We start from the raw sequence: 13,211 nt of genomic DNA, 5'->3' as shown, positions 1-13,211 counted from the left end.
GCGACGGTAGGCATGGACGCATGAGTACTGCTGTCGCCGCCTACGCCATGGCCGGACCCGACGTCCCGTTCGAGAAGGTCACCATCGAGCGCCGGGATCTGGGCCCCCACGACGTTCTGATCGATATCGCCTACGCGGGGATCTGCCACTCCGATATCCATACCGCGCTCAATGAATGGGGTGGCGCCGCGTATCCGTGTGTGCCCGGCCACGAGATCGCCGGGACGGTCGCGGCCGTCGGATCCGCGGTGATCCGGCACCGTGTCGGTGACCGTGTCGGTGTGGGCTGCATGGTCGATTCGTGCGGTGTCTGTGAGCCGTGTCTGGCGGGTGATGAGCAGTTCTGCGCCCGCGGCGCCGTGATGACCTATAACTCCCGGGTGACCGAGGACGTCCAGCCCGGCGGGCACACACTGGGCGGGTACGCCACGCAGATCGTGGTGAACGAGAATTTCGTGCTCGCGATTCCGGAGGGGATCGACCTCTCGGTGGCCGCGCCCCTGTTGTGCGCCGGAATCACCCTGTATTCCCCGCTGCGGCAGTGGGGCGCGGGGCCGGGCAAAAAGGTCGCGATCATCGGAATGGGCGGGCTCGGGCATATCGGCGTGAAAATCGCCGCGGCGCTCGGCGCCGAGGTGACGGTGCTGAGCCATTCCCTCAGCAAACAGGACGACGGGAAACGTTTCGGGGCGCACCACTACTACGCCACCAGCGATGCGCAGGTGTTCCGGGAACTGCGGAACCAGTTCGACCTCATCATCAATACCGTCTCCGCTGATCTGCCGATCAACGAGTACATGAAGCTGCTGCGACTCGACGGCACGCTGGTGGTGCTGGGGCTGCCGGAGCAGCCGCTCGCGGTGCAGGCCAAGGTGTTGGCCGGGCGCCGGAGGTCGCTGGCGGGTTCGATGATCGGCGGTATCGAGCAGACACAGGAGATGCTGAATTTCTGCGCCGATCATGGAATCGGGGCGGAGATCGAATTGATTTCCGCCGATGAGATAGACGGCGCCTATGAGCGAGTAGTGGCCAGTGATGTGCGGTATCGGTTTGTTATCGATGCCGCGACCATATGACGGTTTCCGTGGTGGACGCACCGGCGTAATTCGCGTGTGGACACGGAGGCCGGTATTCGATCGGTCACCGTCGAACAATGGGGTCCTGCCCTGTGCGTGGAATTCTCCACACTGTGGAGAAGGTTGTGGAAAACCGCGCACGGGGTTGTGGATGAACTCGGTGGGCTGTGGATGGATTGCCGGGTACCGCGGAAGCGGTACCGGTGAATCTATTGATTCGGTTTCCGCTGGATAACGAATGGGGTCGTTTTCCGGGAACTCCGGTTCGGCTCTGTATTCCGGTAGACGCCGACTACCGCGCCGGTTTCCGCCCGGGCCGCGGAAACAGCCGTCGCGATGCTGTGACGCGGACGTGACCGCGGCGGACTCCTGGTAACGATTCAACAGGCGCGGAACCGGTGCTTCCCCAGGCGGTCACCAGCCTGTGGATAACCCGGTATGCCTGTGGATAACTTTCACATGGACGAGAACCCTGACAATTGCGTGGAGATCCGCGCGACAATAGGGGTGTTCGGCTGCGGCGGCGGGAGACCCCTTGGACAACCAGTGGCAGGGCACCGGCTCAGGCGGTCCCACCGGCGGTAGCCGCGTGCTCGTAACGGTCTTCGCCGCAGTGCTGGCGCTGGCGGCGCTGTTCGGCTTCCGGGGCGAGCTACCCCAACTGCAACACCCCGGCCGGGGCGCGGTCGCGGTTCCCGCCCACTCGGTACTCCGGCCGCCACTGGACGCGGGCGCGCTGACCCGGGGCGTCTCGCCGGTACTGGTGAACATCACCGCCGCCGCCCGCCCCTTCGGCGCCGCGGCGGCCGGGTCCGGCATCGTCCTCACCCGCGAAGGCCAGGTGCTGACCAGTCATCACGTGGTCAAAGGGGCGAGAACGGTCCGGGTCACCCGGGTCTCCGACGGCGCCGTGTACACCGCCGAGGTGCTCGGCTACGACGCCCACGCCGATATCGCGCTGCTCTCCCTCACCGGGGCGTCCGGGCTGGCCACCGCGCGTATCGGCAGTTCGGCGAATCTGCGGGTGCGTGACGAGGTGCTGGCCATCGGCAATGCCGGCGGGAGCGGTTCGCCGACCGCGGTGACCGGGGAGATCAGCGACCTCGACAGCACGATCATGGCTTTGAATCAGCAGGATCTGTCCCGGCAGGCGCTCACCGGCATGCTGGAGATAGAGGCCGCGGTCAGTGCCGGGCAGTCCGGCGGCGCCCTGACCGATTCCACCGGCGCGGTGGTCGGGGTGATCGCCGCGGCTTCTGGATCACGTGATCCACCGCCGGGCCGCACTGTGGATCCGCCGAACGGTTACGCGGTGCCGATTGATTCCGCTATGCGGATCGTGCGGCAGATCCGTTCCGGCACTGCCACCGAATCCGTGCATGTCGGCCCCACCGCGACCCTGGGCGTCCTGATCTCGGACGCCGGGCCGAGCGGCGCCCGGATCGATATGGCGATCCGCGGCCTGCCCGCCCAGACTTCGGGCCTGGTCGCCGGGGACATCATCATTTCGATGGACGGCCGGCCCATCACCAGCGCCCGGGTACTGCGCGCGGCGATCAACATCCGCAAACCCAGCGAAACCGTGCAGCTCGGTGTGCTGTCGCCGAACGGGAGCAACCGGTTGGTCGCGGTGCGGCTGGCCGCCGGCACGCCGAACTGACGTTCGGCGGGTCAGAACAGGGACAGCCAGTAATCCTGGAATCGCAGGAAAACCAGCACCAGCACCACCGCGTAGAACACCGCGACGAACGTCCAGCGCCACTCCGAGACCACCCGCAGCGCACCCCGGTCACCGCCCCACAGTTGCTCGGTGAGCACGGCGAGCAAGGGTGTGATGATCGCCCACACCACCATGCAGTACGGGCACAGCGCGTTGATCCGGTAGAGGCTCTGGAAGATCAGCCAGCAGATGAACAAGGTCCCGGCAGCCGTCCCCAGCCACAGACCGGTCCAGATCCAGCGGGGCAGGCCGACACCGGCCACCGACAGCACACCGAGCGTCACCACCACCGAGAATCCGACCAGGCCGATCATCGGGTTCGGGAAGCCCAGCACCGCCGCTTGATCGGTGGCCATCACCGAACCACACGACAGCACCGGATTCAGGCTGCACGACGGCACATACCCGGGGTCGCTGAGCAGTTTGAAATCTTCGACCAGCAGGACGAACGCAGCGATCCAACCGGCCAGGCCGCACAGGAGCAGAGTCCAGGCGGCCGGCGGTGAAGTCCGGATCATCGGCCCGCGGCCGCCTGGATCGCGTCGGCCAGCGGGGCGGTATCGAATCCCTGCCCGGTCGCGTTCGCGGTGAGTTTCACCTGCTCGCCGTTGACGAAGACGGTCGGGGTTCCGTCGATGCCCTCGGACAGCGAGTCCTTGGATTCGGCGGCGACGAACCCGTCGAACTTCCGGTCGGTGATGCAGCCGGCGATCGTCGGATCGGTATAGCCGGCCTGCTGTGCGATCGCGATCAACTGCTCATCGGTAAGGCCCGCTCCGCCTTCGGGCGGCTGCTGTTCGAACATCAGTTTCAGCCAGGTCTGATAGTTGTCGGTCCCGGTATCGGCGACGCAGTAGGAGGCGTTGGCGGCTCGGGTGGAGTACTCGGTGCTGGACATCTTGTCCAGATAACCCACAATGTTGTACTCGACCGCGGCAGTGCCGTCGGACACCGATTTGTTCAGCAGTTCGGCGTGATCGATCTCGAACTGTTTACAGATCGGGCACTGCATATCGGCGACGATTCGCACGGTGGCCTTCGCATCGGGCTGCCCGATCCGGATGGCGCCGTTATCGGTCGCCACCGCGGGGACCGGGCCCACATCGTCGGAACCGGAGTTGCGCACCGCCAGGCCGATACCGATCGCCGCGACCAGTGCGACCAGCACCGCGGCCACACCGACCTGGATCGCGATCTTTCGGTTGCGATCCGCGCGCGCGGCCGCCGCCACCGGATTCGCCCGCCCGGGGTTTTTGCTCACCGTGCGTTCACCACGCCTTTCCTCACCTCGGAGCCCCGACTGATCGTAGGTTCGCCAGGGCGCGCCGGGGTCCCCGGCGCACCGCACCATCATTGTCCGGCTTGCTGAGAGTTTCCATAACTCGCCCGTACGCGCCGGTCAGGCGGTGTCGAGCCGCCGCAGTTCGGCGGCCGGATCGAAGTCGGCCGGCGGCCAGCGCAGGTCCAGTTTCTGGAGTGCCTCGATCAGCAGTTCGGTGACGGCCAGCCGCGAATACCACTTCGCGTCGGCGGGCAGGACGTACCAGGGGGCGTGACCGGTCGAGGTGCGGTCCAGAATGTCCTGGTAGGCCTGCTGGTAGGCGGGCCAGTACGCCCGTTCGTCGATATCCCCGGGGTTGAACTTCCAGTACTTCTCCGGGCGCTCCAGTCGCTCCCGCAGACGTTTCTTCTGTTCGTCCAGCGAGACGAACATCGCCACCTTCACCAGCGTCACCCCGGCCTCGGCCAGTTCCTGTTCGAAATCATTGATCTCGGTGTAGCGCCGCCCCCAGACTTCTTCGGGAACCAGGTCGTGCACTCGGACGACCAGTACATCCTCGTAATGTGAGCGATCGAAGACGCCCAGCTGCCCGCCGCGGGGGAGCGCCTTGCGGATCCGCCACAGGAAATGGTGCCGCTTCTCCTCGTCGGTCGGCACACCGAACGCTGCGTGATCGACTCCCTGCGGGTCCACCGACCCGATCACGTGGCGCACGATCCCACCCTTGCCGGCGGTATCCATGCCCTGGAGTATCAGCAGGACGCTGCGGCTGTCCCCGGAACGACCGTTGGCGTAGAGCTTCTCCTGTAGATCGGCGAGGACCTTGCCGCGCTCGGCCAGGACCCGTTCGCCGTCCTTCTTGTTGCCGCGGAACCCCGGCCGGGCCGAGGTGTCGATATCGCCGACGCGCAGGCCGTCGGCGCGCAGTGCGCGGCTCGCGGGAGTCTTCCAGTGCTCGGACATCCGACAGGACTATCACAGTCCGGGGGTGCTGCCGCGGATACGGGCCAGACTCTGCAGTTTGTCGGCGAACTGGGTATCGCTGACGGGGGCGAGAGCCAACATATCCGCGGTGGTCAGCAGATAGCGGCCGTCGTCTCGGATATCGAGCCAGCTGCGGTGCAATGTGGGCGGTGACATCGGGTCCTCGGGCGCCACGGTGACAGTGATGAAACCCCGGGAGTCGACGGGCTCGCGCAAGGTACTGCGGAATCTGGCGGCGTCGCCGTTGCCGTCCTGGGTGGGCAGCGGCGCGTCGGTGAGTACGGCCTCCTGATGTTCGAAGAACGGGCCGTGCGCGCCGGGGCGGGACGAGCCGATCAGCTGTACCAACCGGCCACCCAGGTCCTGGGCATGGCACATGTGGACCATGACCTTGCTGGGCGTGGCGTGCAGGACGGCGGCGTGGTGATCGATGACGGCGGCGTACCCGAGAATCTGCTCGGTGTGCGGCTGGTCGCCGTTGCGGGCGAGCGCCGAGCGCTCTCCAGAAATGGTGACGGCGGTGGCGTCCGGGCGGGCGCAGAGCATGAGCGCGGCTGCCAGATCTGGGTCGGCCTGTCTGGCGAACCGCTGCGGTAATCGCAGCGCGTCCAGTTCCGATTCGGTCCGCACGGCGCTCGCCGGAGCCAGATTCACCGGATACGGGCGGCGATCCAGGCTTGTCTCATTGGCCCAGGCGAAACTGAATTCGTCGGGGGTCAATATCCATTTCACGGGCGCGGACTCCCGCCGCCGGCGGGGGTATTCGGGAACCGGGGCACCCGATCCCCGGACGCGGGGAGGGTGGGGGTGTAGATGGTGGTCATCGCATCCTGCGCGTCGGCGGCGGCCGCGGCGGCGGCGATATCGTGGTCCATTCGGCGGCGGCCGCCGTGTACGGCCTCGGCGGCCGGATCGTCGAGCGGCCGATACGGCTGCGGTGGCGCCAGCGCCGACCGTAGTGTCTGTGCCGCTTCGGAATTGCCCTCCATGAGGTGCTGGATCGCGCGGCTGACGGCGTGGGTCCGGTTGCCGCTGTCGATGAATTCCCGTGTGGCCTGCCGGGCCGCGTCGGCGGTGTGACCCGACCAGCGGTCGAATTCGTGACGGGTGGTGTCGGCGAAGACCGCGAAAGCCTCGGATACCGAGTCGGCGTTCGCTTGCCACGCCGCGGCGGCCGCGCCGAGCGCACCGGGATCGAGCACGTCGTGGACCCGGTCCCAGATCTCCTGATGGGTGAAACTGCCGAAGCACTCCCGTTCCGGCGCGTACGGCGGATCGATATCCGCGGAATCAGCCATGGCCGTCCTCTTCGTGGCGGTCGCGGCCGAGGGCCGGATGAGCGGATACCAGCGTGAGAGCGGCCCGGTTGGCGAGGTCGGCTTCGGCGAATCTGCCGGCGGCGGCGAGATAGGCGGCTTTGAAGCAGAGTGCGGCTTCCTGGAGCGCGGTGAGGGTGTCGAGGTATTCCGCTGCCTTGTACCGGAATCCCGCGGCGAGCGCACGGCCGGTCGGCAGGTCGGGGAAACCTGCGGCGCTGTCCGTCGCGGTGATCTCGGATCCGCCGTGACGGGCGGCTTCCAGGTCCGCGACCAAGGTGTCGCAGGCCTGTGCCAGCCGCAGCGCGACGTCTTCGGCGAGTGTGAAGGAGTCGGCGCCGTCCCCGACGGCCGCTGTGTACAAGCGGCGTGCCACGCCCTGACCCACATCCGGTACCGACATCTGGAATCCCCCTTCCGGCCCGCGGGTACGCCCCGTGACTCTACCGACGAGTAGCCGCCCTCGGGTGAGAAAACCTGCCGGTCACAGGGATTCGGCTGTGAAATGGCGCACGCGGTGCGGACTACGCACGGCAACGGGGCAAGGGGCGTCAACAGGTCCAGCACTTCTCTCGCGCGGCAGGATCGGTCAGGCCCCGCGACCGGACGTGACCGGAAGGCCGGGCCGCCGCTCGGGGGTCCCGGCCGCGGGCCGGGTGGCGGTCACGTACTGGAAGAAGCGGTGCACCTGCTGATCGATATCGACCAGACCCGCCGCCGTGAACAGGTCGGGGAAGGTCCGGCCGCCGAACATCCGCAGACCGCTCACTCCGGCTGTGAGCCGCGTCAGCTCGCCCAACGGGTTGTCCGGCCGGTGGCTGGTGGTGATGGCGATCCGGCCGCCGGGCGCCAGCACCCGGACCATTTCCCGGGCCGCGATCAGCGGATCGGGGATCAGGTACAGCGCGCCGAAACAGCAGACCGCGTCGAAGGTTCCGTCGGCGAACGGTAGATACCGGGCGTCACCGCGCACGTATCCCGCCCGCGGTCCGGCATTGTCGGCGCGGGCGCGTGCCAGCATCGGCGGTGAGTAGTCGATCCCGGTGACGTATCCGTCCGCCGCGACGTGCTCACTCAGATAGCGAGTGAAATTGCCCGGGCCGCAGGCGATGTCCAGCACCCGCCGCGACCGATCGAGGTGCAGCGACTCCACCGCGAAACGACGGTCGGCGGCGGTACTGCGACCGGTGGCGAGGTAGAACACCGTCGGTCGCCACACCCGCTCGTACACCGCCGCCAAGGCCGGGGCGTTCATGGTGCGCCGGGCGAGGTTCATCCCAGTAGCTCGACGTCGACGGTGATCCCGGCCGCGCGCAGGCGTCCGGTCAGGGCGTCGCCCATGGCCGCGGCGGGGGTGAGTACACCGGCGATGTCCGGTTTCTCGTCGAAGGCCAGCGCGAGTCCGCTCTCACCGAGCATGACCGCGGTCGCCTTGTATCCGGGGTCGCCCTGTCCGGCGAAGGTCGCGAGATACCGTGCGCCCGAGGAGGTGCGCGTATAGGTGCGCATCCGGAACCACCCGCTCTCCCGGGTCGCTTCGCTCGGACCGGTGCCCGGCGCGGGCAGGATCCGGTCGAGCACCGCGCGACCGGCGCCGAACCGGGACAGCAGGCCGCCGGCGGCCATCCCGGCCACGACCCCGCCGGAGATCCCCGCGGCGATGACCGGCGCCAGCGGCGATCTCCCCGCGCTCATGGTCTCGCGGTAGCGGAAGTTCTTGCCGTACACCCAGCCCAGCAGGCCGTTGCTGCGACGCACGATCTTGGTGTTGTGCGCGGCCATGACGAAAGTGCTCACCCAGCCGTCCAGACTCGGGTCGATATCGCGCGCCCGCTGGAAGGTGAGATCGGACTGGCGGCCGACGTCGGGGTCCATGGCCTTGTCGGGGCTCAGCGAGTACGGATGGCTGAGGACCGCGCCCTTGGATTTGTCCGCGGCGACCGCCTCCATCATCGCGCGGCCGGAATCGACGGTGCCGCCGCTCACCCCGCCGCGCAGCGTGGCGATCAGGGTGGTGTCGCCGAGTTCGCCGGTGTTGTCGGCGACCGTCCGCCGATAGAGCTGATAGACGCTCAGGTCCGAGGGAACCGAGTCGTAGCCGCAGGAGTTCACGATCTTCGCGCCGGTACGCGCGGCTTCGTCGTGGTGGGCATCGATGGCGTCTCGGATGAACAGCGGCTCGCCGGTCAGATCCGCGTAGTGGGTGCCGGCTTTCGCGCAGGCGGCGACCATCGGCATCCCGTAGCGCAGATACGGGCCCACCGTGGTGATCACCGCCGTGGCGCGGGCCGCGAGGGCGTCCATCGACTCCTGGTCGGTGGTGTCGGCGACCACCGTTCCCCAGTCGTCGGCGCCGATTTCGGCGCGGACCGCCTCGAGTTTGTCCGGTGACCGCCCGGCGAGCGCGATTCTGGCGCCCGCGGGCGCGGCGCCCCGCAGGTACTGGGCGGTCAGTTTGCCGACGAAGCCGGTGGCGCCGAAGACGATCAGGTCGAATTCGCGTGTGTCCGTCATGGATTGAACCCCTTCGATTTGATCTGGCATCGCGGCGCTAACCCGAGCGCCGCCTACCGCGCTTGGCCGGACGGCGCTCGTCCAGCCACTCTCGATGGAGTCGGCCGAGTTCGGTGGCCGGTTCCTCGCCGTACAACCATTCGCGGGCGATGCGGTGCCAGTTGGCGGTGGCCTCGAGCTGGCCCAGCATGCCGAAGGTCAGGAAATCGGCGCGCCGCGAGAACAGATGTTCCGGCGGCAGATTCTGCTGTTTCATCCCGGAGAATTCGCTGGAACGCGGGTCCACGGCCAGCAGGAACGCCCCACTGGCCAATTCCGGCGTGATGGTGAGTTCCTGATCCACCAGACACCATTCCGATGCCGAGAGCACGTATTCCAGACACTCGTCGACCCCGATCTCGTCGGTCGAGTCGATGACCCCGCGCTGGATCATCAGATCGCGTAGATCCGCACCGCGGTCCTCGGCCGCCGCGCACAAGCAGATCGCCTCGAATCGGACGTGTTCGGGGTCCATCCGGTTGTAGAGCCCGAAGTCCAGGAAACCTACGCGACCGTCCTCGGCGAGCAGGACATTGCCCGGGTGCGGGTCGCCGCAGAACTCGTTGAAGTTGAACAGTGAGCCCACATAGAAGCGATAGATGATCTCGCCGACCCGGTCGCGTTCGGCCGGCGGCATCCGCCTGACGTCCTCGAACGCCGTACCACCCAGATATTCGGTGACCAGTACCCGTCGCGTGCTGTGTTCGAGCACGGGCCGTGGGACGACGACGAACGGGTGGTCGGCGTACAGGGCCGCGATATCGCGCTGGGTCTCGGCTTCGATGTGGTAGTCGAGTTCGGCTTCCATGTTCAGCCGCAGCTCGTCGAGAACCGCGGGTGTCACCCACGGCATCGCGGACTGCAGCACCCGACGGAACATCGACAGGTTCTTCAGATCCGCCCGGACAGCGGCGTCGATCCCCGGATACTGCACTTTCACCGCGACCTGCCGGCCGTCGTGCAGCCGCGCCAGATAGACCTGGCCGATGGAGGCGGCCGCGATCGCCTCGGGTTCGAATTCGGCGAACGCCGCGTCCAGCGGCTGCCCGTAATCCTCTTCGATCACGGCACGCATGGCCTCGAACGACACCGACGGCGCGGCATTGCGCAGTACCGCGAGCCTCTTCTGGAATCGTTCGCGATGTTCCGGCGGCACCAGGTCGAGATCGAGTACCGACATCATCTGGCCCAGTTTCATGGCCACACCCTTCATGGTGCCCAGCACCATGACGAGCTGCTCGGTACTACGCAGGATCGATTCTTCGGCCATCCGGGCGCGTACGGCCTCCGAGCGGCCGCGCATCGAGAGCCGGGCGCGTTGTTTGCGCACCATCGATCCGGCCGCGACGGCACCCAGTTTGGTGCCGCGGGCCAGCCGGGATGTCGGCACTTGTTTCGCCATCGAGGTACCTCCGTTGGTGCCGACGCGCGCCTACGACGACGAGAGAACCGAGAGAACACAGCCGGTTCTTCGTCACCGCACGGGAATCAGACTAACCAAAGAGGCGGGCTTGTCGAGCCCGGCGAGCTCGCTGGCTCAGACGGCCTGGTCGTCCGATGGAACCGGGGGGAGTACATGCTCCTGCTCGGTGAACCGGGTCCGGGAACCACCGGCGCGCGCCATGCCCTCGATCGCGCTCCACACCATCATGGTGAGGTAATCGATCACCTCTTCGCGGGGCAGCGTCTTATGGGTGGTCCACCAGTGAGTGGCGAGCTGGATACCGCCGACGAGCACATAGGACCACAGCATCACGCCTTCGGTCTCGATACCGCGCTCACTGCCGCGTTCGGTGATGGCGGCCGCGACCACCTCGGCGAACAGCCGCTCGAAATCGGCCAGCGCGGCCGGGTCGCCGGAACCGGTGCCCATGATGAACCGGTACACCTCCGGGTCCTCGTCGACCGCCCCCACATATTCGGCCAGCGCGGACCGCACGAGTTGGTACTCGTCGGCGTCCAGGCTGATCGCGCCGTAGACACGTGGCATCAGGGTGATCTCGATGAACCGCTGCATCGCGGCGTTGACCAGGTCGTTCTTATCGGAGAAATACCGGTAGAGGACGGTCTTGGACACACCGATCTCGGCGGCGATCTCGTCCATTCCGGCATTGCCCCCGCGAGTGCGCACCGCGGCCAGAGTGCCGTCGACGAGCTCTTCCCGCCGGTCGATCTTGTGCTGGCGCCAGCGGCGTTTACGGCCGTCGGTCCGCGCAGCAGTACGCACCGGCGCCGGTCGCTCGGCGGATTTCCCGATATCGAGCAGGTCTTCGGTGGACAGCGTGGGCTCCTCGGTCCGATCGGTTCGCGTGCGTTCCACTTTAGGCCCCATACCGACACGGGTGGTTCGTTTGGTCGTAGTGCGCGGGCAGACAGCCGTCCCTCCGCGGGTATCCACAGACCCGCCCCGCCCCCTCACGTCTCCCAGGATGGTGGCACCCCCAGGGGCGGGGTCCGCCCGGTTCCGGAGCACCGAGCCCTACCGCACAGCGACCGAGCATGCCGCCGACCGTCCGCGGAGGGTGACTCATCGAACAGCGACGTTGCTGCGCTCCTCCCCAGTTGTTCGCGGTCCGCGACCGACCGGGTGTCACGTTCGTCCGGCGGCCCACATCTTCGGTCGGATGCGCCCCGGTTCCGAAGCGACTGGGCCCGCGTACCGCACAACCTCCGAAGAACCGAGCCCACGCACGGCCGCGACCCTCCGCCGGTCTCCACAGCCGACCCTCGCCCCTCTCGTCTCTCCGGACGGTCACCATTCCATGGTCGGGGCCCGCCCCGGTTCTGGAGCGACAGAGCGAAGGAGCGCAGCGACTGAGCGGCGGAGTGAAGAACCGGGGTTGACAAGGGCCCCGACCCCGCGCCGCCGGAGGCGGCGCCATGAACACAGCAGGCGGCGCCATGAACACAGCAGAATGGGAGGTATGCAGAAAGCGACCGGCACTAGCGCGGTGCTCGATTCCGCTGCCGGGGCTCCCGGCCCCGGCGGCCCGGCGGACCCCCCGGGCGTCTTCGCCACCCTCACCGACGACGCGGCCAAACGGCGTGATCTGTGGCGGATGAAGGCCGTCGCCACCGGCCTGCTGGTCGTCGCCACTGTCATCTATCTGGTGTGCCGGTGGCTGGAGTCGCGGGGCGGGGTGGGCGGCTGGGTCGGCTATGTGCGCGCGGCCTCGGAAGCGGGGATGGTCGGCGCGCTGGCCGACTGGTTCGCGGTGACCGCGCTGTTCCGGCATCCACTCGGGCTGCCGATCCCGCATACCGCGATCATCCGGCGGAAGAAGGATCAACTGGGCGCCAGCCTGGGCGATTTCGTCGGCACCAACTTCCTGTCCCCTGAGGTCGTGACCGCGAAGGTGAACTCCGCGCAGATCCCGTGGCGGGTGGGGCGCTGGATGGCGAACCCCGGCAATGCCGCGCGGGTGGCCGACGAGAGTTCGACGATCCTGCGCGCGGTGGTGGGTGTGCTGCGCGACGAGGACGTCGAGCAGATCATCGACAACACGATCGTGAAACGGATCGCCGAACCGCAGTGGGGCCCGCCGATCGGACGCGTTCTGGCCGAGCTGCTGGCCGACAACCGGCAGCTGCCGCTGCTGGATCTGCTCGCCGAACGGGCCCACCAGTGGGCACTGGGTAGTCAGGAGACGATCGATCGGATCGTCATGGGCGAGGCGCCGCAGTGGGCGCCGAAATTCGTGAACGTGCTGCTGTCCGAGAAGGTGTACCGCGAACTGGTCGAGTTCACCTGGAAAGTGCGGTCCACCCCCGACCACGAGGTCCGGCTGGCCGCCAACCGGTTCCTCGAGGAATTCGCCCACGACCTGCAATACGACGAGATGATGATCGCCAAGGCCGAGCGGATCAAAACCGAGATCATGGGCCGGGAGGAGATCACCGGCCTCGCCGAGGCGACCTGGCGGGCGGCCAAACGATTGATCCTGGAATCCGCCGACGATCCGAACAGCACCCTGCGTCGCAAAGTCGCGGAGAATGTGCAGCAGCTCGGTGAACGGTTGCGCGACGACACCGGCACCCGCGCCAAGGTCGACAGCTGGATCGAGCGGGGCGCCCGCTATCTGGCGGCCAATTACGCGGACGAGATCGCCACGATCGTCAGCGATACGGTCGCGCGCTGGGATGCCGAAGAAGCGAGCAAGAAGATCGAGGTGCAGGTCGGGCGGGATCTGCAGTTCATCCGGATCAACGGCACCGTGGTCGGGAGCCTGGCGGGGTTGGTGATCTACACGGTGTCGCAGCTGATGTTCGGGGGGTGAAGG

General features: G+C 67.4%; 13 protein-coding genes. 3 read left to right on the top strand and 10 right to left on the bottom strand.

What is annotated here, in order from left to right; all coding sequences use genetic code 11:
• Positions 1-20 precede the first annotated feature (20 nt).
• Positions 21-1,076, top strand: coding sequence for an NAD(P)-dependent alcohol dehydrogenase (locus tag OG804_RS20545; protein ID WP_328388891.1), 1,056 nt, complete (start codon positions 21-23; stop codon positions 1,074-1,076).
• A 535-nt stretch (positions 1,077-1,611) separates the two neighbouring features.
• A complete protein-coding gene (locus OG804_RS20540; protein ID WP_328388889.1) occupies positions 1,612-2,736 on the top strand; it encodes a S1C family serine protease in 1,125 nt (374 codons plus the stop codon).
• An 11-nt stretch (positions 2,737-2,747) separates the two neighbouring features.
• On the opposite strand, the gene OG804_RS20535 is transcribed toward OG804_RS20540, so the two are convergent.
• The 10 genes from OG804_RS20535 to OG804_RS20490 all read right to left on the bottom strand — a co-directional run bounded on the left by OG804_RS20535 (position 2,748) and on the right by OG804_RS20490 (position 11,188).
• Positions 2,748-3,314, bottom strand: a complete 567-nt coding sequence (locus OG804_RS20535; RefSeq protein ID WP_328388887.1) for a vitamin K epoxide reductase family protein — start codon at positions 3,312-3,314, stop codon at positions 2,748-2,750.
• Positions 3,311-4,057, bottom strand: coding sequence for a DsbA family protein (locus tag OG804_RS20530; protein ID WP_328388885.1), 747 nt, complete (start codon positions 4,055-4,057; stop codon positions 3,311-3,313). Before OG804_RS20530 ends, OG804_RS20535 begins: the two co-directional genes overlap by 4 nt.
• Positions 4,058-4,195: 138 nt before the next feature.
• Positions 4,196-5,041: a polyphosphate kinase 2 family protein gene (locus OG804_RS20525; RefSeq protein ID WP_328388883.1), complete on the bottom strand. Its 846-nt coding sequence runs from the start codon at positions 5,039-5,041 to the stop codon at positions 4,196-4,198.
• 12 nt (positions 5,042-5,053) lie between these two features.
• Positions 5,054-5,794 (bottom strand): ESX secretion-associated protein EspG, encoded by a 741-nt coding sequence (locus OG804_RS20520; RefSeq protein WP_328388881.1) that lies wholly within the window; start codon positions 5,792-5,794, stop codon positions 5,054-5,056.
• Positions 5,791-6,360, bottom strand: coding sequence for a hypothetical protein (locus OG804_RS20515; protein WP_328388879.1), 570 nt, complete (start codon positions 6,358-6,360; stop codon positions 5,791-5,793). The genes OG804_RS20520 and OG804_RS20515 overlap by 4 nt, the downstream gene beginning before the upstream one ends.
• A complete protein-coding gene (locus tag OG804_RS20510) occupies positions 6,353-6,781 on the bottom strand; it encodes a hypothetical protein (protein ID WP_328388877.1) in 429 nt (142 codons plus the stop codon). The genes OG804_RS20515 and OG804_RS20510 overlap by 8 nt, the downstream gene beginning before the upstream one ends.
• A 186-nt stretch (positions 6,782-6,967) precedes the next feature.
• Positions 6,968-7,654: a class I SAM-dependent methyltransferase gene (locus OG804_RS20505; RefSeq protein ID WP_328388875.1), complete on the bottom strand. Its 687-nt coding sequence runs from the start codon at positions 7,652-7,654 to the stop codon at positions 6,968-6,970.
• On the bottom strand, positions 7,651-8,892 hold the full coding sequence (locus tag OG804_RS20500) for a saccharopine dehydrogenase family protein (protein WP_328388873.1): 1,242 nt from the start codon (positions 8,890-8,892) through the stop codon (positions 7,651-7,653). Before OG804_RS20500 ends, OG804_RS20505 begins: the two co-directional genes overlap by 4 nt.
• Before the next feature lie 37 nt (positions 8,893-8,929).
• Complete coding sequence (locus OG804_RS20495) at positions 8,930-10,333, bottom strand: ABC1 kinase family protein (protein WP_328388871.1); 1,404 nt, start codon at positions 10,331-10,333, stop codon at positions 8,930-8,932.
• Positions 10,334-10,468: 135 nt separating this feature from the next.
• Complete coding sequence (locus tag OG804_RS20490) at positions 10,469-11,188, bottom strand: TetR/AcrR family transcriptional regulator (RefSeq protein WP_442941894.1); 720 nt, start codon at positions 11,186-11,188, stop codon at positions 10,469-10,471.
• A gap of 667 nt (positions 11,189-11,855) precedes the next feature.
• On the opposite strand from OG804_RS20490, the gene OG804_RS20485 reads away from it, so the two are divergent.
• Positions 11,856-13,208: a DUF445 domain-containing protein gene (locus OG804_RS20485; RefSeq protein ID WP_442941587.1), complete on the top strand. Its 1,353-nt coding sequence runs from the start codon at positions 11,856-11,858 to the stop codon at positions 13,206-13,208.
• The last annotated feature ends 3 nt before the right edge of the window (positions 13,209-13,211 follow it).

It is taken from the genome of Nocardia sp. NBC_00416, from assembly GCF_036032445.1.
In the GTDB taxonomy this organism is placed as follows: domain Bacteria; phylum Actinomycetota; class Actinomycetes; order Mycobacteriales; family Mycobacteriaceae; genus Nocardia.
Note: the sequence above shows the minus strand (reverse complement) of the source record. Positions and strands in the feature narration are given on the sequence as shown.

Coding starts and splice junctions, on each gene's coding strand:
- OG804_RS20500 (WP_328388873.1), bottom strand. CDS start 8,892: ATGACGGACACACGCGAATTCGACCTGATCGTCTTCGGCGCCACCGGC.
- OG804_RS20505 (WP_328388875.1), bottom strand. CDS start 7,654: ATGAACCTCGCCCGGCGCACCATGAACGCCCCGGCCTTGGCGGCGGTG.
- OG804_RS20495 (WP_328388871.1), bottom strand. CDS start 10,333: ATGGCGAAACAAGTGCCGACATCCCGGCTGGCCCGCGGCACCAAACTG.
- OG804_RS20485 (WP_442941587.1), top strand. CDS start 11,856: ATGCAGAAAGCGACCGGCACTAGCGCGGTGCTCGATTCCGCTGCCGGG.
- OG804_RS20545 (WP_328388891.1), top strand. CDS start 21: ATGAGTACTGCTGTCGCCGCCTACGCCATGGCCGGACCCGACGTCCCG.
- OG804_RS20515 (WP_328388879.1), bottom strand. CDS start 6,360: ATGGCTGATTCCGCGGATATCGATCCGCCGTACGCGCCGGAACGGGAG.
- OG804_RS20510 (WP_328388877.1), bottom strand. CDS start 6,781: ATGTCGGTACCGGATGTGGGTCAGGGCGTGGCACGCCGCTTGTACACA.
- OG804_RS20535 (WP_328388887.1), bottom strand. CDS start 3,314: ATGATCCGGACTTCACCGCCGGCCGCCTGGACTCTGCTCCTGTGCGGC.
- OG804_RS20525 (WP_328388883.1), bottom strand. CDS start 5,041: ATGTCCGAGCACTGGAAGACTCCCGCGAGCCGCGCACTGCGCGCCGAC.